19 protein-coding genes are annotated in these 21,793 nt (G+C 69.3%); 10 read left to right on the forward strand and 9 right to left on the reverse strand.

What is annotated here, in order from left to right; translation table 11 throughout:
• Positions 1-282 precede the first annotated feature (282 nt).
• The 6 genes from ACIPEK_RS23725 to ACIPEK_RS23750 all read left to right on the forward strand — a co-directional run bounded on the left by ACIPEK_RS23725 (position 283) and on the right by ACIPEK_RS23750 (position 8,857).
• The gene (locus tag ACIPEK_RS23725; protein WP_401999351.1) at positions 283-3,054 is read left to right on the forward strand and encodes a bifunctional SulP family inorganic anion transporter/carbonic anhydrase; all 2,772 of its coding nucleotides are present in this window, start codon (positions 283-285) and stop codon (positions 3,052-3,054) included.
• A gap of 204 nt (positions 3,055-3,258) precedes the next feature.
• Positions 3,259-5,259: an acetate--CoA ligase gene (gene acs / locus ACIPEK_RS23730; protein ID WP_401999354.1), complete on the forward strand. Its 2,001-nt coding sequence runs from the start codon at positions 3,259-3,261 to the stop codon at positions 5,257-5,259.
• 218 nt (positions 5,260-5,477) lie between these two features.
• Positions 5,478-6,887: a Na+/H+ antiporter NhaA gene (gene nhaA, locus ACIPEK_RS23735; protein ID WP_401999357.1), complete on the forward strand. Its 1,410-nt coding sequence runs from the start codon at positions 5,478-5,480 to the stop codon at positions 6,885-6,887.
• Between the two features lie 47 nt (positions 6,888-6,934).
• The gene (locus ACIPEK_RS23740) at positions 6,935-7,468 is read left to right on the forward strand and encodes a phage holin family protein (protein WP_401999360.1); all 534 of its coding nucleotides are present in this window, start codon (positions 6,935-6,937) and stop codon (positions 7,466-7,468) included.
• Positions 7,465-8,556 carry an alpha/beta fold hydrolase gene (locus ACIPEK_RS23745; protein ID WP_401999363.1) on the forward strand — a complete coding sequence of 364 codons (1,092 nt, stop codon included), beginning with the start codon at positions 7,465-7,467 and terminating at the stop codon, positions 8,554-8,556. Before ACIPEK_RS23740 ends, ACIPEK_RS23745 begins: the two co-directional genes overlap by 4 nt.
• Positions 8,557-8,662: 106 nt before the next feature.
• Complete coding sequence (locus tag ACIPEK_RS23750; protein ID WP_383072458.1) at positions 8,663-8,857, forward strand: hypothetical protein; 195 nt, start codon at positions 8,663-8,665, stop codon at positions 8,855-8,857.
• Positions 8,858-8,974: 117 nt separating this feature from the next.
• On the opposite strand, the gene ACIPEK_RS23755 is transcribed toward ACIPEK_RS23750, so the two are convergent.
• The 3 genes from ACIPEK_RS23755 to nth all read right to left on the reverse strand — a co-directional run bounded on the left by ACIPEK_RS23755 (position 8,975) and on the right by nth (position 12,181).
• Entirely contained in the window at positions 8,975-10,180 is a 1,206-nt protein-coding gene (locus ACIPEK_RS23755) for a MarP family serine protease (RefSeq protein WP_383072457.1), read from the reverse strand.
• An 88-nt stretch (positions 10,181-10,268) separates the two neighbouring features.
• Positions 10,269-11,099, reverse strand: coding sequence for an NUDIX hydrolase (locus tag ACIPEK_RS23760; RefSeq protein ID WP_401999367.1), 831 nt, complete (start codon positions 11,097-11,099; stop codon positions 10,269-10,271).
• Positions 11,100-11,161: 62 nt separating this feature from the next.
• Positions 11,162-12,181 (reverse strand): endonuclease III, encoded by a 1,020-nt coding sequence (gene nth, locus ACIPEK_RS23765; RefSeq protein ID WP_401999370.1) that lies wholly within the window; start codon positions 12,179-12,181, stop codon positions 11,162-11,164.
• 184 nt (positions 12,182-12,365) lie between these two features.
• Between nth and ACIPEK_RS23770 the strand changes: the two genes are divergently transcribed.
• On the forward strand, positions 12,366-13,040 hold the full coding sequence (locus tag ACIPEK_RS23770) for a Crp/Fnr family transcriptional regulator (protein ID WP_014046869.1): 675 nt from the start codon (positions 12,366-12,368) through the stop codon (positions 13,038-13,040).
• 87 nt (positions 13,041-13,127) lie between these two features.
• On the opposite strand, the gene ACIPEK_RS23775 is transcribed toward ACIPEK_RS23770, so the two are convergent.
• From ACIPEK_RS23775 to ACIPEK_RS23790, 4 genes are all read right to left on the reverse strand, one after another.
• Positions 13,128-13,958: an MBL fold metallo-hydrolase gene (locus tag ACIPEK_RS23775; protein ID WP_401999373.1), complete on the reverse strand. Its 831-nt coding sequence runs from the start codon at positions 13,956-13,958 to the stop codon at positions 13,128-13,130.
• Entirely contained in the window at positions 13,955-14,863 is a 909-nt protein-coding gene (locus ACIPEK_RS23780; protein ID WP_401999376.1) for an NUDIX hydrolase, read from the reverse strand. The genes ACIPEK_RS23775 and ACIPEK_RS23780 overlap by 4 nt, the downstream gene beginning before the upstream one ends.
• 261 nt (positions 14,864-15,124) lie before the next feature.
• Positions 15,125-15,595 (reverse strand): RidA family protein, encoded by a 471-nt coding sequence (locus ACIPEK_RS23785; RefSeq protein WP_114245273.1) that lies wholly within the window; start codon positions 15,593-15,595, stop codon positions 15,125-15,127.
• Positions 15,595-15,753: a DUF4177 domain-containing protein gene (locus ACIPEK_RS23790; protein WP_003967454.1), complete on the reverse strand. Its 159-nt coding sequence runs from the start codon at positions 15,751-15,753 to the stop codon at positions 15,595-15,597. The genes ACIPEK_RS23785 and ACIPEK_RS23790 overlap by 1 nt, the downstream gene beginning before the upstream one ends.
• Before the next feature lie 71 nt (positions 15,754-15,824).
• On the opposite strand from ACIPEK_RS23790, the gene ACIPEK_RS23795 reads away from it, so the two are divergent.
• Positions 15,825-16,811, forward strand: coding sequence for an ArsA family ATPase (locus ACIPEK_RS23795; protein WP_401999379.1), 987 nt, complete (start codon positions 15,825-15,827; stop codon positions 16,809-16,811).
• Positions 16,808-18,211, forward strand: a complete 1,404-nt coding sequence (locus ACIPEK_RS23800) for an ArsA family ATPase (RefSeq protein ID WP_401999382.1) — start codon at positions 16,808-16,810, stop codon at positions 18,209-18,211. The genes ACIPEK_RS23795 and ACIPEK_RS23800 overlap by 4 nt, the downstream gene beginning before the upstream one ends.
• A 13-nt stretch (positions 18,212-18,224) precedes the next feature.
• Here ACIPEK_RS23800 and ACIPEK_RS23805 read toward each other — a convergent pair whose 3' ends face one another.
• Positions 18,225-18,575 carry a WhiB family transcriptional regulator gene (locus ACIPEK_RS23805; RefSeq protein WP_401999505.1) on the reverse strand — a complete coding sequence of 117 codons (351 nt, stop codon included), beginning with the start codon at positions 18,573-18,575 and terminating at the stop codon, positions 18,225-18,227.
• Between the two features lie 386 nt (positions 18,576-18,961).
• Here ACIPEK_RS23805 and ACIPEK_RS23810 point away from each other — a divergent pair, with 386 nt between their 5' ends.
• Positions 18,962-21,205, forward strand: a complete 2,244-nt coding sequence (locus ACIPEK_RS23810) for a transglycosylase domain-containing protein (RefSeq protein WP_401999385.1) — start codon at positions 18,962-18,964, stop codon at positions 21,203-21,205.
• A 96-nt stretch (positions 21,206-21,301) separates the two neighbouring features.
• Here ACIPEK_RS23810 and ACIPEK_RS23815 read toward each other — a convergent pair whose 3' ends face one another.
• Entirely contained in the window at positions 21,302-21,766 is a 465-nt protein-coding gene (locus tag ACIPEK_RS23815) for a GatB/YqeY domain-containing protein (RefSeq protein WP_327274430.1), read from the reverse strand.
• Positions 21,767-21,793: the final 27 nt, after the last annotated feature.

A 21,793-nucleotide genomic window follows, 5' to 3' on the forward strand; every position in this document is an offset into this window, starting at 1 on the left:
CGCCCACCCTCTTCCTTGCAGGAAATTTGCGTTGAAGTGCAGACGTGGCGAGGTCAAGGTCACACAGACATGCCGGAATTAGTACGACAAGCCGAATGAAAAGCTATTCATTCACCCGAACAGGTGAATGAATGAGCCATTTGATCGCAAGCATGGACAGACATCTTTACTCTCCATTACGATCTATTTACTGAGAGTTGAGAAATCCCGCCGCTGCACGCCGTGACCCACGGCCGCGTCCCCCACGTTCCGCGACCGCGCTGCCCCGGAGGAGACGGGAACATGTCTGCTTGCGTCCCCACTCGCCATGACCGCACATCCCGCAGTTCGCGCCCACCCCGCGCCTCGGGAATCAAACGACCGCACAGCCCGCCACCGCGTGGCGGACGATTCCGCATCGCGGGCGCCGACCTATCCGCATCGATCACGGTCTTCCTGCTCGCCGTCCCCATGTCGCTCGGCCTCGCCGTCGCCATGGACGCCCCGCTGGAGGCCGGCCTCATCTCCGCCGCGATCGGCGGAGTCGTCGCCGGGCTGCTCGGCGGCACACCCCTCCAGGTCAGCGGACCGTCCGCCGGACTGACCGTGGTCACAGCCGAGTTGATTCAGATCTACGGCTGGCGCACCACCTGCGCGATCACCATCGGCGCGGGACTTCTGCAGATCCTGCTGGGCTCGTTGCGGGCGGCGCGCAGCGCCCTTGCCGTCAGCCCCGCCATCGTGCACGGCACCCTCGCCGGCATCGGCGTGGCCATCGCACTCGCCCAGCTGCAGATCGTGCTCGGCGGCTCGCCTCAGAGTTCGGCCGTCGCCAACGCCCTCGCCCTTCCGGACCAGTTGGGGCGGGTGAGTCCGGCCGCGCCGCTGATCGGCGTCCTGACCATCGCCGTCCTGGTCCTGTGGCCGCGGATTCCGGGGCGGATCGGCCGGGTGGTACGGCGGATTCCGGTTGCCCTCGCTGCGGTGGTGACCGCGACGGCGGTGGCCGCGATCACGGCGCCCGGAATCGCCCGGGTCGATCTGCCGTCCTGGCGCTCGCACGCACTGCCGGAGATGCCGCACGGCCCGGTACTCGCTCTGGCCACCGCTGTGTTAACAGTGATGTTGGTGGCCAGTCTGGAGTCGTTGCTCGCCGCGGTCGCCGTGGACAAGCTGTCGGCCGACCGTGCCGGCGGGCAAGCGGCCGCCCGGTCCAAAGCCGACTTGACGTCGGCCTCGTCCTCGGCCTCGGGTCCGGTTTCGGTTTCGGTTTCGGCCCAGGGCCCGGGTCCGTCCTCTCCGTCCCCGCCGGACCCGCCGGACCCGCCCGTCAGGCGCTCCGATCTCGACCGTGAGCTGCGTGCCCAGGGCATCGCCAACACCCTGTCCGGGCTTGTCGGCGGGCTGGCGGTGTCCGGCGGCGCGGTGCGCAGTTCGGCGAATGTGCGGGCCGGAGCGACGGGCCGCGCCTCCACCGTGCTGCACGGCGTCTGGGTGGTGCTCGCCGCAGGGCTGCTGGTCACCGCCCTGGAGCAGATCCCGCTGGCCGCGCTCGCCGCGCTGGTCATGATGGTCGGCATCCAGATGGTGAGTTTCGCCCACATCCGCAATGTCCATAAGCACCGGGAATTCCTGGTGTACGGGGCGACGATCACCGGCGTGCTCCTCTTCGGTGTGCTCAAGGGTGTAGTGATTGGCATCGCGGTGGCGGTGGCCGTCGCCCTGCACCGGCTGGCCCGGACCAGGATCACCGTGACCGAACAGGACGGTCAGCATCTGGTGGTCGTACAGGGCCAGTTGACGTTTCTCGCGGTGCCCCGGCTCAGTCGGGTGCTCGCCCGGCTGCCCCAGGACGGGGATGCCGTCGTCGAGCTGGACGGCTTTTTCATGGACCATGCGGCGTACGAGACGATCCAGGACTGGAGCATTGCCCAGACGGCCCACGGCGGCCGGGTCGTCTTCACCGGCAGGTCCGGCGGCCGGATCGCCGAGCCTGCCTCGGCTGCGCATTCCTGTTGCCGCCCCTGGACGCCGTGGCGCAACCATCACTGCCACGACCGGCCAGGCCAGACGCCCGAAAGCCACCACGCCCGCCTCGGCACGGGCCCCGCCCGCGACTCCGGATCCAATTCCGTCGAGGACCGCTCCCCCGAGCACCACACGTCCCACAACGCCCTCGGAGCCCACAGCACCCCCGGCCCGGCCGACTCACCCACCGCCGCCCCGCGCCGGACCGGCGGCAACCGCCTTTTCAGCGGCCTGAGTTCGTTCCAGCGGAACACCGCTCCGCTGGTACGCGAGGAGCTGGCCCGGTTGGCCCGCGAGGGTCAGCGCCCCTCCCAGCTCTTCATCACCTGCGCCGACTCCCGCCTGGTCACCAGCATGATCACGGCAAGCGGCCCGGGGGACCTGTTCACCGTACGGAACATCGGCAATCTGGTGCCCCCGCCGGACGCCGAGTCGAGTGACGACTCGGTGGGCGCCGCGATCGAGTACGCGGTGGATGTGCTGAAGGTGGAGTCCATCACCGTCTGCGGGCACTCCGGCTGCGGCGCGATGCAGGCTCTGCTCGGCTCCAAGCCGGACCCGGACACTCCGCTGACGTCCCTGTGGCGCTGGCTGAGACATGGGCTGCCGAGCCTGGAGCGGATGGCGTCCCGGCATCATGCCTGGGCCCGGATCTCCGGCCGTCTTCCGGCCGATGCGGTGGAGCAGCTCTGCCTCACCAATGTGGTCCAGCAGTTGGACCATCTGCGGGCCCATGGACCGGTGGCGCGGCGGCTCGCCGAGGGCACGCTCCAACTGCACGGGATGTACTTCCATGTGGGCGAGGCGCAGGCCTATCTGCTGGCCGAGGGCGCGAGCGCCGGGCTCGCACTCGACGAGGTATTCGACCGCGTGGACCCTGGTGACGCCCACGCCTCCTCCGATTCCCACACCCCGGCCGATTCCCATGCCCTGGCCGGTTCCCACGCCCCGGCCGGCTCCCGCTCCCCCGGCGACGCCGACACCCCCAGGCCCGCCGCCCCGGGTGATCCAGCCGGTTCCGGCGAGTTGGAACGTACCGGCGTCTGAACCACATTCGCCCCCGGTCCGTGAGACCTTGTGGTCCCGCCTCCGTGTCGCTCCATACCGTTCCGTGTCGCTGTGCTCCGCACTGGGGTGCACCGCGCCGCACCGGACCGCACGTGTAAGCGGGACCGTGTCTCCATACACGAGACACAGGTCTAAACCAATTCCGGGCAGACACTTGTCACCCGGCCTTTGGCCTGATGAGCTATGCCCCGGGACACAACGGACACCCTGGGAATGGGAGATGTCGTGAGCAACGAAAGCTTGGCCAATCTGCTTCGTGAGGAGCGGCGGTTCGCACCGCCTGCCGATCTGGCCGCGAACGCCAACGTCAAAGCGGAGGCGTACGAGCAGGCCGAGGCGGACCGGCTGGGCTTCTGGGCCGAGCAGGCCCGTCGCCTGACCTGGGCCACGGAGCCGACCGAGACGCTCGACTGGAGCAACCCGCCCTTCGCGAAGTGGTTCGCGGACGGCAAGCTCAACGTCGCGTACAACTGCGTGGACCGTCATGTCGAGGCCGGCCATGGTGACCGGGTCGCCATCCACTTCGAGGGCGAGCCCGGGGACAGCCGCGCCATCACCTACGCCGACCTGAAGGACGAGGTCTCCCGCGCAGCGAACGCCCTCACCGAGCTCGGTGTCGGCAAGGGCGACCGGGTCGCCGTCTACCTGCCGATGATCCCCGAGGCTGCCATCGCGATGCTGGCCTGCGCCCGCATCGGCGCGGCGCACTCTGTGGTCTTCGGCGGCTTCTCCGCCGACGCCATCGCCGCCCGTATCCAGGACGCGGATGCCAAGGTCGTCATCACCGCCGACGGTGGCTACCGCCGCGGCAAGCCGTCCGCACTCAAGCCCGCCGTGGACGACGCCGTCTCCCGTTTCGACAGCGTCGAGCATGTCCTCGTCGTGCGGCGCACCGGCCAGGACACCGCGTGGACCGAGGGCCGCGACGTCTGGTGGCACGAGATCACCGGCCGGCAGTCCACCGAGCACACCCCCGAGGCGTTCGAGGCGGAGCAGCCGCTCTTCATCCTCTACACCTCCGGCACCACGGGTAAGCCGAAGGGCATCCTGCACACCTCCGGTGGCTACCTCACGCAGGCCGCGTACACCCACAACGCGGTCTTCGACCTCAAGCCGGAGACCGATGTCTTCTGGTGCACCGCCGACATCGGCTGGGTGACCGGCCACTCGTACATCGTCTACGGACCGCTGGCCAACGGCGCGACGCAGGTCATGTACGAGGGCACGCCCGACTCCCCGCACCAGGGGCGTTTCTGGGAGATCGTGCAGAAGTACGGCGTCACGATCCTGTACACCGCGCCGACCGCGATCCGTACGTTCATGAAGTGGGGTGACGACATCCCCGCCAAGTTCGACCTGAGCAGTCTTCGGGTCCTCGGTTCGGTCGGTGAACCGATCAACCCCGAGGCGTGGATGTGGTATCGCAAGCACATCGGCGCCGACAAGTGCCCGATCGTGGACACCTGGTGGCAGACCGAGACCGGCGCCATGATGATTTCGCCGTTGCCGGGCGTCACGGAGACCAAGCCCGGAAGCGCCCAGCGCGCCCTGCCCGGTATCTCCGCCACGGTCGTCGATGACGAGGCCAACGAGGTTCCCAACGGCGGGGGCGGCTACCTCGTCCTCACCGAGCCGTGGCCGTCGATGCTCCGCACCATCTGGGGCGACGACCAGCGCTTCATCGACACGTACTGGTCCCGCTTCGAGGGCAAGTACTTCGCGGGCGACGGCGCCAAGAAGGACGAGGACGGCGACATCTGGCTGCTCGGCCGGGTCGACGACGTGATGCTCGTGTCCGGGCACAACATCTCGACCACCGAGGTCGAGTCGGCGCTCGTGTCGCACCCCTCGGTCGCCGAGGCTGCCGTGGTCGGCGCCGCGGACGAGACGACCGGCCAGGCCATCGTCGCCTTCGTGATACTGCGCGGTACGGCTGCCGCCTCGGACGAGCTCGTCGCGGAGCTGCGCAACCACGTCGGCGCCACGCTCGGCCCGATCGCCAAGCCGAGGCGGATCCTGCCGGTCGCCGAGCTGCCGAAGACCCGCTCCGGCAAGATCATGCGGCGTCTACTGCGTGACGTCGCCGAGAACCGCGAGCTGGGCGATGTCACGACGCTCACCGACTCCTCGGTGATGGACCTCATCCAGACCCAGCTGCCGTCCTCCTCCTCGTCCGAGGACTGACCGAGGCGAGTACGTCCCCGAGGGGCATCCGGCAACGCGCCGGGTGCCCCTCGGGCATTTAAGGTGAAGATCACTTCTTACCGCCCCGCGCACCCCGGGTACAGTGGCAGCCGCGTCAACAAAGCAATAAGAAATCTCCACAGGGTGTGCCGGGAAGTCTGGTCGGCAAGTGCATCAGCCATGCCATCGCTGCCGTACCGCCCCGGAGGTCCTCACTCGTGGCCACGCCCACCCCCACACCCTCTTCTTCCTCCCGCCGCACTTTTCTGGCGCGCCTGTCCCTCCCCGAGCGGAACTACCTCGCGGATGCCCTGCGTACCGAGACCGTCGGCGGAGTCATCCTGCTGGTCGCCGCGATAGCCGCCCTGGTGTGGGCGAACACCTTCGGTTCCAGTTACGCGGCCGTCAGCGACTTCCACTTTGGTCCCGGGTCGCTGGGCCTCAACCTCTCCGTGGAGCACTGGGCGGCGGACGGGCTGCTCGCGATCTTCTTCTTCGTCGCGGGCGTCGAGCTCAAGCGGGAACTGGTCGCGGGCGAACTGCGCGACCCCAGGGCGGCCGCTCTCCCGGTCGTCGCCGCGCTGTGCGGAATGGCGGTTCCGGCCGTCGTCTACACACTCGTGGCTGTGACCGGCGGGGGTTCCACGCACGGCTGGGCCGTCCCCACCGCCACCGATATCGCCTTCGCGCTCGCTGTCCTCGCGGTCATCGGCACCTCGCTGCCGAACGCGCTGCGCGCCTTCCTGCTGACGCTCGCCGTCGTCGACGACCTCTTCGCGATCCTGATCATCGCGGTCTTCTTCACCGAGCAGATCAACTTCATGGCGTTGACCGGCGCCTTCATCGGCCTCGCCGTCTTCTATCTGCTGCTGCGCAGGAACGTGCGCGGCTGGTACATCTACGTACCGCTCGCCCTGGTCATCTGGGGCCTGATGTACAACAGCGGCATCCACGCCACCATCGCCGGTGTCGCCATGGGCCTGATGCTCCGCTGCACCCGGCGGGACGGCGAGACCCACTCCCCCGGCGAGCACATCGAGCACCTGATCCGCCCGCTGTCGGCCGGTATCGCCGTGCCGCTGTTCGCCCTCTTCTCAGCAGGTGTCTCCCTCTCCGGCGGCGCGCTGGCGGGCGTCTTCACCCGGCCCGAGACGCTCGGTGTCGTCCTGGGGCTCGTCGTCGGCAAGACGATAGGCATCTTCGGCGGTACATGGCTGGCCACCCGCTTCACGAAGGCGGAGCTGAACAAGGACCTGGCCTGGGCGGATGTCTTCGCGGTCGCCTCGCTCGCCGGGATCGGCTTCACCGTCTCGCTGCTCATCGGTGAACTGGCCTTCGCCGGCGACGAGGACATGATCAACGAAATCAAGGCCGCCGTGCTGCTCGGCTCGCTGACAGCCGCCGTACTCTCCGGTGCACTGCTCAAACTCCGGGTACGCAGATACCGGACGCTGTACGAGGCGGAGGAGCTCGACGAGGACGAGGACGGCGTGCCCGACGTCTACGAGCAGGACGACCCGGAGTACCACCTGCGGATGGCCGCGATCTACGAGAAGAAGGCGGCCGAGCACCGCCGCCTTGCCCAACTGGCGGGGGCAGCGAGCAGCAAGCCGGACAGTCCGGCATGATCTGACACCAGATGTGTTGAGCAGGAGAGCAGGAGAGGGAGTCAGGGATGAGCGACCCCGGCAACAACGCGGGCAGTGCCGACCGCAGTCTCGGGCAGCTGGTCGCCGCGGCGACGGCCGAGATGTCCGCACTGGTGCACGACGAGATCGCCCTGGCCAAGGCCGAAGTGCGGCAGGACGTCAAGCGTGGCGTGACCGGGAGCGTGGCGTTCATCATCGCGGGCGTGCTGGTTCTGTTCGCGATCCCGGTGCTGAGCTTCGCGGCGGCGTACGGAATCCACTACCTGGGGCTCGGCCTCGCCGTGTCGTTCACGATCGTGGGCGTCGCCTTCATCGTGCTGGGTGTGTTGCTCGCGCTGTTCGCCTTCGCCAAGTTCAAGAAGGTGAAGCCGCCGGAGAGGTCCATCGCTTCGGCCAAGCAGACGGCGGCCGTGCTGCAGGGCGTCAAGCCGCACCCGCGGCCCGCTGTCACGGCGGGGGCGAGCCGTCCGGCCGCCGTGGGCAGCGCGCCGGCGGACAAGGCCCTGGAAAAGTCTTCGGTGCAGGACAAGGCGCCCGCTGTGGCACGCTCGTCCACATGACGGTCCCCGATTCCAGTGCATCCGGCCCAGTAGGCCCGGAAAGTCAGGCAGGTCCGGAAGGCCGGGTAAGCCCGAACGGCCAGGCGGGCCCGGACGGCTCCGCGGGCTCGACCGGCCACTCAGGCCCCTCGGGCCCCTCCGACCTGTCGAGTTCACCCGGCCCGGCCGGCTCCGGTGGGCCTGTACGGCTCGACGGGCCGTGGACCCACCGGGACGTGGCGGCCAACGGCGCCCGGTTCCACATCGCCGAGCTCGGCGAGGGGCCTCTGGTGCTGCTGCTGCACGGCTTCCCGCAGTTCTGGTGGACCTGGCGCCATCAGCTCACCGCACTGGCCGACGCCGGTTTCCGGGCCGTGGCAATGGATCTGCGCGGGGTCGGCGGCAGTGACCGTACGCCCCGGGGTTACGACCCCGCCAACCTGGCGCTCGACATCACCGGCGTGATCCGCTCGCTCGGCGAACCGGACGCCGCCCTGGTCGGCCACGACATGGGTGGCTACCTCGCCTGGACGGCTGCGGTGATGCGGCCGAAGCTGGTGCGCCGCCTCGTGGTCTCCTCGATGCCGCATCCGCGCCGCTGGCGTTCCTCGATGCTCTCCGACTTCGCGCAGTCCCGCGCGGGCTCGTACATCTGGGGCTTCCAGCGCCCGTGGGTGCCGGAGCGTCAGCTCGTCGCGGACGACGCGGCGTTGGTGGGCCGGCTGATCCGTGACTGGGCGGGCCCCCGGACCCCTGAGTTCCCCGACGATGCGGCGGTCGACGTCTACCGGCGCGCGATGTGCATCCCGTCGACGGCGCACTGCTCGATCGAGCCGTACCGCTGGATGGTGCGCTCCCTGGCACGTCCGGACGGAATCCAGTTCAACCGGCGCATGAGGCGGCCGGTGCGGGTACCCACACTGCATCTTCACGGTTCACTCGATCCGGCGATCCGTACGCGGAGCGCGGCGGGGTCCGGCGAGTACGTCGAAGCCCCGTACCGTTGGCGACTTTTCGACGGTCTGGGGCACTTCCCCCACGAGGAGGATCCGGACGGGTTCTCGGCCGAACTCATCAACTGGCTCCAGGATCCCGAGCCCGACCGGTAGCGGTACGGGCACAGTTGTCCGACGAGCAGCCAATTGCCCGGCGCATAGGCCAATTGGCTGGCGGATGGGCGGTTACCGACCATGAGGCACGGGCAGACGTCGGGGTATGGGCTGGACGCACGACTTCGGTGACGCAGCAGGCAACCGTCGCTCGACCGCCACGGCGAGTCCGAGCACTCATGAGGGGGGCGGCCCCCAGGGCCGGGTGCACGATATGCATGATCCCCGGCTCGGTATTCCGCGCATCCTGCGCCGTCGGGCCCGCTGGGTCTCGGCGCGGCTGCGCCATCCCCGCGGATGATGTCCGCCCCGGCCGACCGGTGAGCGTTCACCGGCCGGGCAGGACTTCCACGACTCTCCCGGCTGCCGCGGGGCAGCACGCCCAGGGCCTGTCCGGCGGATCGGGGCCGGAGAGGCTCTAGAGGGCGCACGCCTGGCTGTCGACCTGCTGGTTCGCGGTGCGGCCGTGCGCGATGTCCTGGCGGATCTCGTCGGCCGTCAGCGCATAGCCGGTGTCGGGGTCGTCGAGCGACTTCGCGAAGACGACTCCGTACACCTTGCCGTCGGGGGTCAGCAGCGGTCCGCCGGAGTTGCCCTGGCGGACGGTCGCGAAGAGCGAGTACACATCGCGGCGGACGGTGCCCCGGTGGTAGATGTCCGGTCCGTCGGCGTCGATACGGCCCCGGACACGCGCGGCCCGTACGTCGTACGAGCCGTTCTCCGGGAAGCCCGCGACGATGGCGCTGTTCCCGGTGTCGGCGTCGTGATCGGTGTCGGTGAACTTCAGCGGCTTCGCGTCGAGGTCCGGTACGTCGAGTACGGCGATGTCGCGCTGCCAGTCGTAGAGGACGACCTTCGCGTCGTACAGCCGCCCCTGGCCGCCGATCTGGACGGTCGGCTCGTCGACGCCGCCGACGACATGGGCATTGGTCATCACCCGGCGGTCGGAGAAGACGAAACCGGTGCCTTCGAGGACCTTGCCGCAGCTCGGGGCCGTACCGACGACCTTGACGATGGACTTCTTGGCGACGGCCGCCACGGGGCTGCCGACCAGCGCCGGGTCCGGGGCCTGTACCTCGGTGATCGGCTCGTTGACGAAGGGGCTGAAGACCTGCGGGAAGCCGTTCTGCGCAAGGACCGAGGAGAAGTCCGTGAACCAGGTGGAGGCCTGGGTCGGCATCACCCGGGAGACGCCGAGCAGGACCGACGAGCTACGGACCTCCTTGCCCAGCGTAGGCAGCGAGGTGCCGGCCAGTGCGGAGCCGATCAGCCAGGCGACCAGCAGCATCGCGACCACATTGACCAGGGCACCGCCGGTGGCATCGAGAGCGCGCGCGGGCGACCACGTGATGTACCGGCGGAGCTTGTTTCCGAGATGGGTGGTGAACGCCTGGCCCACCGAGGCACAGACGATCACGATGACGACGGCGACGATGGCTGCCGTCGACGAGACTTCGGAGCCGTTCGTCAGCTGGTCCCACAGGACCGGCAGCAGATAGACGGCTACGAGACCGCCGCCCAGGAACCCGATCACCGACAGGATGCCGACGACGAACCCCTGGCGATAGCCGATGACCGCGAACCACACGGCGCCGGCGAGCAGCAGGATGTCCAGCACGTTCACCGTCTATAGCCTCGCAGATTCGTCACCGGGCCTGTTTCTTCGACTGGGTCCGGGCAGGGCCGGACAGTGCAGCACGGGAGTCAGCCTGTCATGCGCGCCAGTCGAGCGGCACCTGCTTGGCGGTGTCCCACGGGCGCTCCCAGCCCGCGAAGTGCAGGATCCGGTCGATCACTCCGGCCGTGAAACCCCAGACCAAGGCGGATTCGACCAGGAATGCCGGGCCTCGGTGACCGCTCGGATGGACCGCGGTCGCGCGATTGGCCGGGTCCGTGAGATCCGCCACGGGGACGGTGAAGACCCGGGCTGTCTCACCCGGATCGACGACGCCGACCGGGCTCGGTGACCGCCACCAGCCGAGGACCGGTGTCACGACGAAGCCGCTCACGGGGATGTAGAGCCGGGGCAGCACTCCGAAGAGCTGCACTCCGCGCGGATCGAGGCCGGTCTCCTCCCGGGCCTCCCGCAGAGCAGCCCTGAGCGGCCCTGTAGTGGCTTGGTCGCCGTCCCCCGGGTCCAGGGCGCCGCCGGGGAAGGAAGGCTGCCCAGCATGGGAACGCAGGCTTCCGGATCGCTCCATGAGGAGCAGCTCGGGACCGCGCTCACCCTCCCCGAACAGTACGAGTACGGCGGACTGCCGCCCGGCGCCGCTCTCCGGCGGCAGAAAGCGGCTGAGCTGGTCCGGCTCGATCGTCCGCGCGGCACGGGCCACGGGGTCGAGCCAGTCCGGCAGGCCCTCGGTCGTGACGGTGATGGCTCCGTCGTGACCTGCGCCTGCCGTGGTGGCGGCGGCCGCTGCGACCGCCGCCGCAGGGCTCACGGCCGCCGGGTTGAGCACAGCGGGGCTGACCGCCGCGGGCGCGGCTGCCGCTGCCGCACTCTGTTCGTGCGTGCTCTGCGTGCTCTGTTCGTGCGTCTTCATAGGCACCCCTCGTCTCACAACGCCTGTCCTCACGCATTTCGTTCCGGAGCGAGCGCCGGGCGTCAGTCGGCCCCCAGGGCCGGCGCGGGCTTGCCCGGGTAGTCCGCCGGCGGGCTCAGCCGCTGACCGGGCTGACCGCCCATCTCGTACTTCAGCAGCTTCCTGGCCTTCTCCGGGTCCGTCTCACCCTCCCCGTACGCCGGGCAGAGCGGGGCGATCGGACAGGCGCCGCAGGCGGGCTTGCGGGCATGGCAGATGCGGCGGCCGTGGAAGACGACGCGGTGCGAGAGCATCGTCCACTCGCTCTTGGGGAAGATCGCGGCGATCTCGGCCTCGACCTTCTCCGGGTCCTCCTGCTCCGTCCACTTCCAGCGGCGGACCAGGCGCCCGAAATGGGTGTCGACCGTGATGCCCGGTACGCCGAAGGCATTCCCGAGCACGACATTGGCGGTCTTGCGGCCCACCCCCGGAAGCGTGACGAGATCGGCGAGCCGACCCGGCACCTCACCGCCGAACCTGTCCCTGATCGCCATGGAGAGGCCTATCAGCGACTTGGTCTTGGCCCGGAAGAAGCCGGTCGGCCGAATGAGCTCTTCCATTTCCTCCGGGACGGCCGCGGCCATGTCCTCGGGGGTGGGGTAGGCGGCGAAGAGGGCAGGGGTGGTCTGGTTGACCCTCAGATCGGTGGTCTGGGCGGAGAGGACCGTGGCGACGAGAAGCTCGAAGGGGTTCCTGAAATCCAGCTCGGGGTGGGCGTACGGATAGAGCTCGGCGAGCTCGCGGTTGATCCTGCGGGCACGGCGAACCATCGCCAGATGCGATTCCGGTTTCGCACCGGGCTTCGCTCCGGATTTCGCGCGTTTCGCGGTGGCCTTCTCGGTGGACTTGGCTGCGGCCCTTGCGGCGGACTTCGACGCGGGGTTCGCTGCGGTCTTCATTCCGGCCCTCGGGACCTGCTCACCCACAAGGCGTTTTGTCGCTTTTGTCGGGCGACTCGCAGCCTGTTCGCCCACAGCGGAATCACGGCCTTCCGACACCCCATCAGCCCCCTTGGCCTGCGCTCTCACCGGCGATTTGGACACCCGGCCAGCCTAGAGCCACGCGCTGACATCCGCCCCGGTCACCGCGTATCCACCCCCGATCGGCCCCCTGCCTCACGGTTCGGCACGCCCGTGCGTCAAACTGGTTTGTGATTGATCGCACTGTTTTACCGTCCGGCATGATGGGGACCACGGTTCCCTGAACAGGCCGACAAGGAGAGAACTCGTGGACGACGTTCTGCGGCGCGCCCCGCTTTTCGCGGCGCTCGATGATGAGCAGGCCGCGGAGCTCCGCGCCTCGATGAGTGAGGTGACCCTCGCACGCGGCGACGCGCTCTTCCACGAGGGCGACCCGGGCGACCGCCTCTATGTGGTCACCGAGGGCAAGGTGAAGCTCCACCGCACCTCCCCCGACGGGCGCGAGAACATGCTGGCGGTCCTCGGCCCCGGCGAGCTGATCGGTGAGCTGTCGCTCTTCGACCCGGGCCCGCGCACCGCCACCGCGACCGCGCTGACCGAGGTCAAGCTCCTCGGTCTCGGCCACGGCGACCTCCAGCCCTGGCTGAACGCCCGCCCCGAGGTGGCCACGGCCCTGCTGCGTGCCGTCGCCCGCCGACTGCGCAAGACCAACGACCAGATGTCCGATCTGGTCTTCTCGGACGTACCGGGCCGTGTCGCCCGCGCCCTTCTCGACCTGTCGCGCCGCTTCGGCGTCCAGTCCGAGGAAGGCATCCATGTCGTCCACGACCTGACCCAGGAAGAGCTGGCCCAGCTGGTCGGCGCCTCCCGCGAGACGGTCAACAAGGCGCTCGCCGACTTCGCCGGACGCGGCTGGCTGCGCCTGGAGGCGCGCGCCGTGATCCTGCTGGACGTGGAGCGCCTGGCCAAGCGGTCCCGCTAGCCGGCCCGCCGGTCGGCCCCGACCGGACGCCATCTCCGTACGCAAGGCCCTGCCGCACGGCGGGGCCTTGCGCATATCCGTTCCGTCCTAGATCAGCCCGTGCTCGCGCAGGTACTCCAACTGCGCCAGAACCGAGAGTTCCGCCGCGGGCCACAGGGACCGGTCCACGTCCGCGTACACCTGCGCCACCACCTCCGATGCCGTCCGGTGTCCGGCCTCGACCGCCGTCTCCACCTGGGCCAGCCGGTGCGCGCGGTGTGCGAGGTAGAACTCGACCGCGCCCTGCGCGTCCTCCAGCACCGGGCCGTGCCCCGGCAGCACCGTGCGCACGCCGTCGTCGACCGTCAGCGAACGCAGCCTCCGCAGCGAGTCGAGGTAGTCGCCGAGCCGCCCGTCCGGATGCGCGACGACCGTGGTGCCGCGTCCGAGGATCGTGTCCCCCGTCAGCACCGCCCGGTCGGCGGGCAGATGGAAGGAGAGCGAGTCCGCGGTGTGCCCGGGGGTCGGCACGACGTGCAGCTCCAGGCCCCCGGTGGTGATCACATCGCCCGTGGTCAGGCCCTCGTCGCCCAGGCGCAGCGCCGGGTCCAGGGCGCGCACCTCGGTACGGGTCAGCTCGGCGAAGCGCGCCGCGCCCTCCGCATGGTCCGGATGCCCGTGGGTGAGCAGGGTGAGCGCGATCCGGCGGCCCGCCCGCTCGGCGGTGCCGATGACGGCCCGCAGATGTGTGTCGTCCAGCGGGCCCGGGTCGATGACGACCGCCAGGTCGGAGTCGGGCTCGGCGACGATCCAGGTGTTGGTGCCGTCCAGCGTCATCGCCGAGGCGTTGGGGGCGAGGACGTTGACGGTACGGGTGGTGGCGGGGCCGGACAGCACCCCGCCGCGTGGCTGGCCGGGCAGCGCGGCCGCGTCGCTCATACGGCTTCACCTCCCGCGCCACCTGCACCTGTCGGCCCGCTCGGGATGTGCTTGGTGAACTCGTCGTGTCCCGGCCAGCTCAGCACCAACTCGTCACCCTCCAGCCGCGCCTGTGCCAGTACGGGCGTGAGGTCCTGGGAATCCGCCGCCTTCAGGGCCTCGGCGGCTGTTCCGTACGGCCTGAGCGTCCGCAGCGTCGACACGGTCGGCGGCATCATCAGCAGCTCGCCCCTGTCGTACCCGTCGGCGGCCTCCCCGGGCGCTGTCCACACCGTGCGGTCGGCCTCCGTGGAAGCGTTGCGGGTGCGCTGGCCCTCGGGGAGCGCGGCGACGAAGAACCAGGTGTCGTAACGGCGCGGTTCGAACTCGGGGGTGATCCAGCGCGCCCAGGCACCCAGCAGATCGGAGCGCAGCACCAGACCGCGCCGGTCCAGGAACTCGGCGAAGGAAAGCTCGCGGGCGACCAGTGCCTCGCGGTCGGCCTCCCAGTCGGCGCCGGTGGTGTCGCTGACGACCGTGTCGGCGGTCGGGCCGGCGAGGAGGACGCCCGCCTCCTCGTACGTCTCACGGACCGCCGCGCAGACGATGGCCTGCGCCTCGGCCGGTGTATCGACACCGAGCCGTTCCGCCCAGCTCTCCAGCGCGGGGCCGGCCCAGCCGACGAGCCGGTCGTCGTCGCGCGGGTCGACCCCGCCACCCGGATAGGCGTACGCCCCGCCGGCAAAGGCCATGGAGGCGCGGCGGCGCAGCATGTGGACGGCGGGGCCGCCCCCGGTGTCAGCGGCAGGATCCCGGAGCAGCATCACGGTGGCGGCCCGCTTCGGGGTCGCGGCCGTCAGCTCGCCTGCGGCGAGTGCCCGGATCCGGTCGGGCCATTCCGGTGGGTACCACTGACCATTGGACATGGCCGGAGGCTATCCGGAACCGCGACGATGTTCGAGAGGCACGTTGATCCGTACATGCCCCGTACACACATGATCCCGCCCGGTCATCACGACCGGACGGGATCGGAGAATCGACAGCGGACGGCAGCGAGCGCCCGAGGGCCACGGCGGGCGTACGGCTCAGGCCCTGAGGACCGCAGCGCACGGCAGCGAGCGACCGCCTGCGGCCCGCAGCAGACGCACGGCTCGGGCCCGGCGGACCACCCGCAGCAGACCTACGGCTCAGGCCCCGACCAGCTCGACCTGGACCTCGACCTCCACCGGCGCGTCCAGCGGCAGCACCGCGACGCCCACGGCGCTGCGCGCGTGCACGCCCTTGTCGCCGAGGACCGCGCCCAGCAGCTCGCTGGCGCCGTTGATCACGGCGGGCTGCCCGGTGAAGTCGGATGCCGAGGCGACGAAGCCCACGACCTTCACGACTCGTGCGATCCGGTCCAGGTCGCCCGCGACGGACTTCACGGCGGCCAGTGCGTTGAGCGCGCAGGTCTTCGCCAGTTCCTTGGCCTCGTCGGGCGTGACCTCCGCACCGACCTTGCCGGTGACGGCGAGCTTGCCGTCCACCATCGGGAGCTGGCCGGAGGTGTACACGTACACCCCCGACTGCACGGCCGGCTGGTAAGAGGCCAGCGGCGGCACGACGTCCGGCAGCGTCAGCCCGAGCTCGGCGAGCTTCGCCTCGACGGCGCCCGCCACTACGCCTTCTCCCGCTTCAGGTAGGCCACGAGCTGCTCGGGGTTGTTCGGGCCGGGAACGACCTGGACCAGCTCCCAGCCGTCCTCGCCCCAGGTGTCCAGAATCTGCTTGGTCGCGTGCACGAGAAGGGGCACGGTCGCGTATTCCCACTTGGTCATGGCCCGACTGTAATGCCTGGCACGCACAGCCTCGTGCGTAGCCCGCGGCCCGACTGGTTAGGCTCGAATACGTGAGCAGGTTCCAGGTCGTCAGCGGCAAGGGTGGTACCGGTAAGACCACGGTCGCCGCCGCCCTCGCGCTCGCCCTCGCGACCGAGGGCAGGCGGACCCTCCTCGTGGAGGTCGAGGGCAGGCAGGGCATCGCCCAGCTCTTCGAGACGGAGCCCCTTCCGTACGAGGAGCGCAAGATCGCCGTCGCGCCGGGCGGCGGCGAGGTGTACGCCCTCGCGATCGACGCCGAACGCGCCCTTCTCGACTACCTCCAGATGTTCTACAAGCTCGGCAGCGCGGGCCGGGCGCTCAAGAAGCTCGGGGCGATCGACTTCGCCACCACGATCGCGCCCGGTGTACGGGACGTACTGCTGACCGGCAAGGCCTGCGAAGCCGTACGCCGCAAGGACAAGCAGAACCGGTACGTCTACGACTACGTGATCATGGACGCGCCGCCCACCGGGCGCATCACCCGCTTCCTCAATGTGAACGACGAGGTGGCGGGGCTGGCCCGGATCGGCCCGATACACAATCAGGCGCAGGCCGTGATGCGGGTGCTGAAGTCCCCGGAAACAGCTGTCCATCTGGTGACACTGCTCGAGGAGATGCCGGTCCAGGAGACCGCGGACGGCATCACGGAGCTGCGGGCCGCCGAACTGCCTGTCGGCCGGGTCATCGTGAACATGGTGCGACCGCATCTGCTGGACGAGGACGCGCTGCGCACCGCCTCGGGCGGCCGCCGCAAGGAGATCGCCAAGGCGCTGACCCGGGCCGGCGTGACCGGCTCCGCGGGGCTCGTACGCCCCCTGGTCGAGCAGGCGGCCGAGCATGCCCAGCGGGTCGAGCTGGAGCGCGAGCAGCGCGAGGTGCTCGCGGGCCTGGAGCTGCCGGGGTACGAACTCCCGCTGATCGGCGAGGGCATGGACCCGGCCGGGCTCTACGACCTGGCGACCGAACTGCGCAAGCAGGGCACGGGTGACGGGGTGGGACAAGGGGTGGGTGGATGACACAGGGCACGGACGCGGACACGGCCACAGACACGGACTCGGACTCGGCCGCAGACAGGGCCACCGCACCCGCACCCGCGCTGGACACCGACGCACTGCTCGACGACCCCGGCATCCGGATCGTCGTGTGCTGCGGTTCGGGCGGCGTCGGCAAGACCACGACCGCCGCGGCGCTGGGCGTACGGGCGGCCGAGCGCGGCCGTAAGGTCGTCGTCCTCACCATCGACCCGGCGCGCAGGCTCGCCCAGTCCATGGGCATCGACTCGCTGGACAACATCCCGCGCCGGGTGTCGGGCATCGATGGCGAGGACGCCGGGGAACTGCACGCCATGATGCTCGACATGAAGCGGACCTTCGACGAGATCGTCGAGGCGCACGCGGACGGCGAGCGGGCCCGCGCGATCCTGGAGAACCCCTTCTACCAGTCCCTGTCGGCCGGTTTCGCGGGCACACAGGAGTACATGGCGATGGAGAAGCTCGGGCAGCTGCGCGCGCGCAACGAGTGGGACCTGATCATCGTCGACACCCCGCCGTCGCGCTCCGCGCTGGACTTCCTGGACGCACCGAAGCGGCTCGGTTCGTTCCTGGACGGGAAGTTCATCAAGCTGCTGATGGCCCCGGCGAAGATGGGCGGCCGGGCAGGAATGAAGTTCCTCAACGTGGGCATGTCGATGATGACCGGCACCCTCGGCAAGTTGCTCGGCGGTCAGTTCCTCCGCGACGTACAGACCTTCGTGGCAGCGATGGACACCATGTTCGGCGGCTTCCGCAACCGGGCCGACGCCACGTACAAACTGCTGCAGGCGCCCGGCACGGCGTTCCTCGTCGTCGCGACACCGGAGCGTGACGCGCTGCGCGAGGCGGCGTACTTCGTGGAACGGCTGGCCGCGGAGGAAATGCCGCTGGCCGGTCTGGTGCTCAACCGTGTCCATGGCAGCGACGCCGCCCGGCTCTCCGCCGAGCTCGCACTTGCGGCCGCAGAAAATCTTGACGGGGTCGGCATTGTGGATCAGACGGCCGGGAAGGCTGGACTTCGTGACCCGGCCGACCGGTCGGTCGCCTCTCCCGAAGCCGTTGCCGATCCCGATCCTTCCGAGCACGAGGCCATCGAAGACCGCGAGCCAGATCCCGAACCGGCTCCCGAAGTCGCAACCAGGACCGAGACCGTGACCGAGGCCGCTTCCGTCGAGCAGCTGACCGCAGGTCTGTTGCGGCTGCACGCGGAACGGATGCAGGTGGTCGCGCGCGAGCAGCGCACACGCGACCGCTTCACCGCCCTGCACCCCGAGGTCGCCGTGACCCAAGTGGCCGCGCTGCCCGGTGACGTACATGACCTCGCGGGGCTTCGGGCCATCGGGGGCCGGCTCGCGACCGGTTCCACCCCGGCCGGAGCTGCGTAGCCGCCCGTCCGCTCTACCCCACCGCGGCGTACCTCTCGTGCAGTTCGTCGTCGTCCAGTCCGATCGCCACGGGCAGGATGCCCGTGGACTGCTCGTACTCGCTGCGCGCGGTCTCCAGCAGCCGGCGCCAGGACGTGACAGTGGGCCGCCTGCGCAGCAGTGCGCGGCGCTCCCGCTCCGTCATTCCGCCCCATACGCCGAATTCCACGCGATTGTCCAGCGCATCGGCCAGGCACTCGGTCCGCACCGGGCATCCGGTGCACACCGCCTTGGCCCTGTTCTGCGCTGCCCCTTGTACGAACAGTTCATCCGGATCGGTAGTGCGGCAGGCTGCCTGCGCACTCCAGTCGGTTTCCCAGCCCATCACGGCGCCGTCCTCTCCCGAATCGAGGCTCCCCCACGGCGGTAGCGGCATATTCACCGCTGCCAGTTGAGGACGTTACGGAAGGCAGCGACAGCACAACACCCCCTTCGGGCCCAATCTTGAATGGCCCGAACGGACTATGCGTATGCGGCAGGTCACCCAGGGGAGTGAGGTGAGGACATACCTGAATGCCCCGGCAGAATCGCGACAGTTCACCTGGATCACAACGGACGTTCGATGACACAGGAGGTGAATTCGGGAGTGCCTGAACTCATGGCCGGATCGTGCACGGGGGTTGAGACGCAACGGGACCGCTGTGACAGTTGTGAGCAGCTTAGGCCAAGGCATATACGTGTGTCCGGCGAATGAGAACGTAGGCTGCCCCCATGCCAAAGAAGCGCTCGGGCGGGGGTCTCACGACGACCCAGCAGGCCGCCAAGTTCCTCGGTGTCGCCGCACTTTCCGGAGTTGTGCTCGCGGGCATCGCACTGCCGGCCGCCGGAGCACTGGGTCTCGCCACCAAGGGGACGGTCGAGGGATTCGACGAGATCCCGGCCAATCTCCGTACTCCACCGCTGAGCCAGCGGACCACGATCCTGGACAGCAAGGGCGGAATGATCGCCTCCGTCTATTCGCGCGACCGCACGGTGGTCGATCTGAAGGACATCTCGCCGTACATGCAGAAGGCGATCGTGGCGATCGAGGACGCCCGCTTCTACGAGCACGGGGCGATCGACCTCAAGGGCATCCTGCGCGCGCTGAACCGCAATGTGCAGGAGGGCGGGACCGCGCAGGGTGCCTCGACCCTCACGCAGCAGTACGTGAAGAACGTCTTCGTCGAGGAGGCCGGCGACGACCCGGACAAGGTCGCGCAGGCCACTCAGCAGACCATGGGCCGCAAGATCCAGGAGCTGAAGTACGCGATCCAGGTCGAGGAGAAGCTCGGCAAGAAGCGCATCCTGACGAACTACCTGAACATCACTTTCTTCGGGCAGCAGGCGTACGGCGTCGAGGCCGCCTCGCAGCGCTACTTCTCCAAGCACGCGAAGGACCTGACGCTGGAGGAGTCCGCGCTGCTGGCCGGCATCGTGCAGTCGCCGAGCCGCTACGACCCGGTCAACGACGCCGCCGAGGCGACCAAGCGCCGCAACACCGTGCTCCAGCGCATGGCCGACGTCGGTGACATCTCGCAGGCCGAGGCCGACAAGGCGAAGTCGAACCCGATCAAGCTGAAGGTCAAGAAGCCGCAGAACGGCTGCATCACGGCCGTCAGCGGAGCCGGTTTCTTCTGCGACTACGTACGCCAGGTCTTTCTCTCCGACCCGGTCTTCGGCAAGACCAAGGAGGACCGGGCCAAGATCTGGAACCGGGGCGGTCTGACGGTCCGGACGACGCTCGACCCGCAGTCCCAGCAGTCGGTGCAGAGCTCGATCAAGAGCCACGTCTACAAGTCGGACAAGGTCGCGACGGCCGTGACGCTGGTCCAGCCGGGCACCGGCAAGATCATGGGAATGGGCCAGTCCAAGCCGTACGGTTTCGGGCCCAACGAGACCCAGTACAACTACTCGGTCAACAAGAGCATGGGCGGCTCGAACTACGGTTTCCCGACCGGTTCGACGTTCAAGCCGTTCCTCGCCGCCGCGGCCATAGAGGGCGGCAAGCCGGCCACGCAGACCTACCCCTCCCCGTACGAGATGGACTACCCGGACACGGTGCAGTCCTGCGGGAAGCCATGGGTCAACGACGGCACGCCGAAGTATCACCTGGAGAACGAGAGCGAGTCCGAGAGGGGCCCGTACCCGCTGAAGGTGGCGATGGAGAAGTCCGTCAACACCTACTTCGTGCAGATGCTCCAGGACATCGGCATGTGTCCGGTCTCGAAGATGACCGACAAGCTGGGCGTGGTGCAGGGCGACGGCACCAAGCTGCCGCAGAACCCGTCCACACTGACCCTCGGTTCCAATGGCCTGTCGCCGCTGACGATGGCCAGTGCCTACGCCGCCTTCGCCAACCGCGGTACGTACTGCACACCGATAGCCATCGAGTCGGTGAAGACGGCGGACGGCACCTCGCTGCCCGTGCCGAAGACCACCTGCTCGCAGGCGATGTCGCAGACGACGGCGGACACCATCAACACCCTGCTGCGCGGCGTGGTCGACTCCGGTACCGGTCAGGAGGCCGGCCTCCAGAGCCGCGACAACGCGGGCAAGACCGGTACGACCGACGCCCGTAAGAACGCCTGGTTCGTCGGCTACACGCCGAACATGTCCGGCGCGGTCTGGGTCGGCAGCCCGACCCAGAAGGTCGAGATGGAGCACATCACCATCGGCGGCGTGTACCAGGACAAGGTGTACGGCGGACAGGTCCCCGGACCGATCTGGCGCGACGCGATGACGGGCGCCCTCAATGGAGTGCCCGCCCCCGCCTTCAACACCGTCAACATCCCGGACCCGCCGGAGCAGCACGGCGATGACGAGGACCACGGCAGGCCGGGCCCCGGGGGCAAGAAGCCCGGCAAGAAGCCCGGCGGCAAGAATCCGTTCCCCGGCATGAGCATCCCGCCGGACCTGATCGGCGGGAACACCGGCGGCCGCGGTGGTCAGACCAACGACGGTACGCAGGGTCCCTGACCCTACGGTTCACGCACATGAAGGTGGGGCGCCCCGGATCGGTCCCGATCCGGGGCGCCCCACTTCGTACATCCCTGTCCGCGCGCCCCCGCGACCTCAGCCCGCCAGGAGCTTCTTCACCGCGGCGGCCACCCGGCCGCCGTCCGCGAGCCCCGCGACCTTCGGGTTCACGATCTTCATGACGGCGCCCATCGCCCGCGGCCCCTCGGCCCCGGCGGCCTTCGCCTCCTCGACGGCGGACGCCACGATCGCACCCAGCTCGTCGTCGCTCAGCTGCTTCGGCAGGTACGCGTCGAGCAGCTCACCCTCCGCCTTCTCGCGCTCGGCCTGCTCGGTCCGGCCGCCCTGGGCGAAGGCCTCGGCCGCCTCGCGGCGCTTCTTCGCCTCCTTGGCGATCACCTTCTGCACCTCGTCGTCGGAGAGCTCGCGCGCCGTCTTGCCGCTGACCTCCTCCTTCGTGATGGCGGTGAGGGTCAGCCGGAGCGTGGACGAGGTCAGCTCGTCACGCGCCTTCATGGCCGTGGTGAGGTCTTCCTTGAGCTTGGACTTGAGCGTGGTCATGTGCTGATTGTGGCAGGTGCGGGGCGC

Source organism: Streptomyces sp. NPDC088246 (genome assembly GCF_044741025.1).
Lineage (GTDB): Bacteria > Actinomycetota > Actinomycetes > Streptomycetales > Streptomycetaceae > Streptomyces.

What these genes read in the sequence shown, in the direction of transcription:
- ACIPEK_RS23725 (WP_401999351.1), top strand. Translation starts at nt 283, where the DNA reads ATGTCTGCTTGCGTCCCCACTCGCCATGACCGCACATCCCGCAGTTCG.
- acs (WP_401999354.1), top strand. Translation starts at nt 3,259, where the DNA reads ATGCCCCGGGACACAACGGACACCCTGGGAATGGGAGATGTCGTGAGC.
- ACIPEK_RS23740 (WP_401999360.1), top strand. Translation starts at nt 6,935, where the DNA reads ATGAGCGACCCCGGCAACAACGCGGGCAGTGCCGACCGCAGTCTCGGG.
- ACIPEK_RS23745 (WP_401999363.1), top strand. Translation starts at nt 7,465, where the DNA reads ATGACGGTCCCCGATTCCAGTGCATCCGGCCCAGTAGGCCCGGAAAGT.
- ACIPEK_RS23750 (WP_383072458.1), top strand. Translation starts at nt 8,663, where the DNA reads ATGGGCTGGACGCACGACTTCGGTGACGCAGCAGGCAACCGTCGCTCG.
- ACIPEK_RS23760 (WP_401999367.1), bottom strand. Translation starts at nt 11,099, where the DNA reads ATGAAGACGCACGAACAGAGCACGCAGAGCACGCACGAACAGAGTGCG.
- ACIPEK_RS23775 (WP_401999373.1), bottom strand. Translation starts at nt 13,958, where the DNA reads ATGAGCGACGCGGCCGCGCTGCCCGGCCAGCCACGCGGCGGGGTGCTG.
- ACIPEK_RS23780 (WP_401999376.1), bottom strand. Translation starts at nt 14,863, where the DNA reads ATGTCCAATGGTCAGTGGTACCCACCGGAATGGCCCGACCGGATCCGG.
- ACIPEK_RS23790 (WP_003967454.1), bottom strand. Translation starts at nt 15,753, where the DNA reads ATGACCAAGTGGGAATACGCGACCGTGCCCCTTCTCGTGCACGCGACC.
- ACIPEK_RS23800 (WP_401999382.1), top strand. Translation starts at nt 16,808, where the DNA reads ATGACACAGGGCACGGACGCGGACACGGCCACAGACACGGACTCGGAC.
- ACIPEK_RS23805 (WP_401999505.1), bottom strand. Translation starts at nt 18,575, where the DNA reads ATGGGCTGGGAAACCGACTGGAGTGCGCAGGCAGCCTGCCGCACTACC.
- ACIPEK_RS23810 (WP_401999385.1), top strand. Translation starts at nt 18,962, where the DNA reads ATGCCAAAGAAGCGCTCGGGCGGGGGTCTCACGACGACCCAGCAGGCC.
- ACIPEK_RS23815 (WP_327274430.1), bottom strand. Translation starts at nt 21,766, where the DNA reads ATGACCACGCTCAAGTCCAAGCTCAAGGAAGACCTCACCACGGCCATG.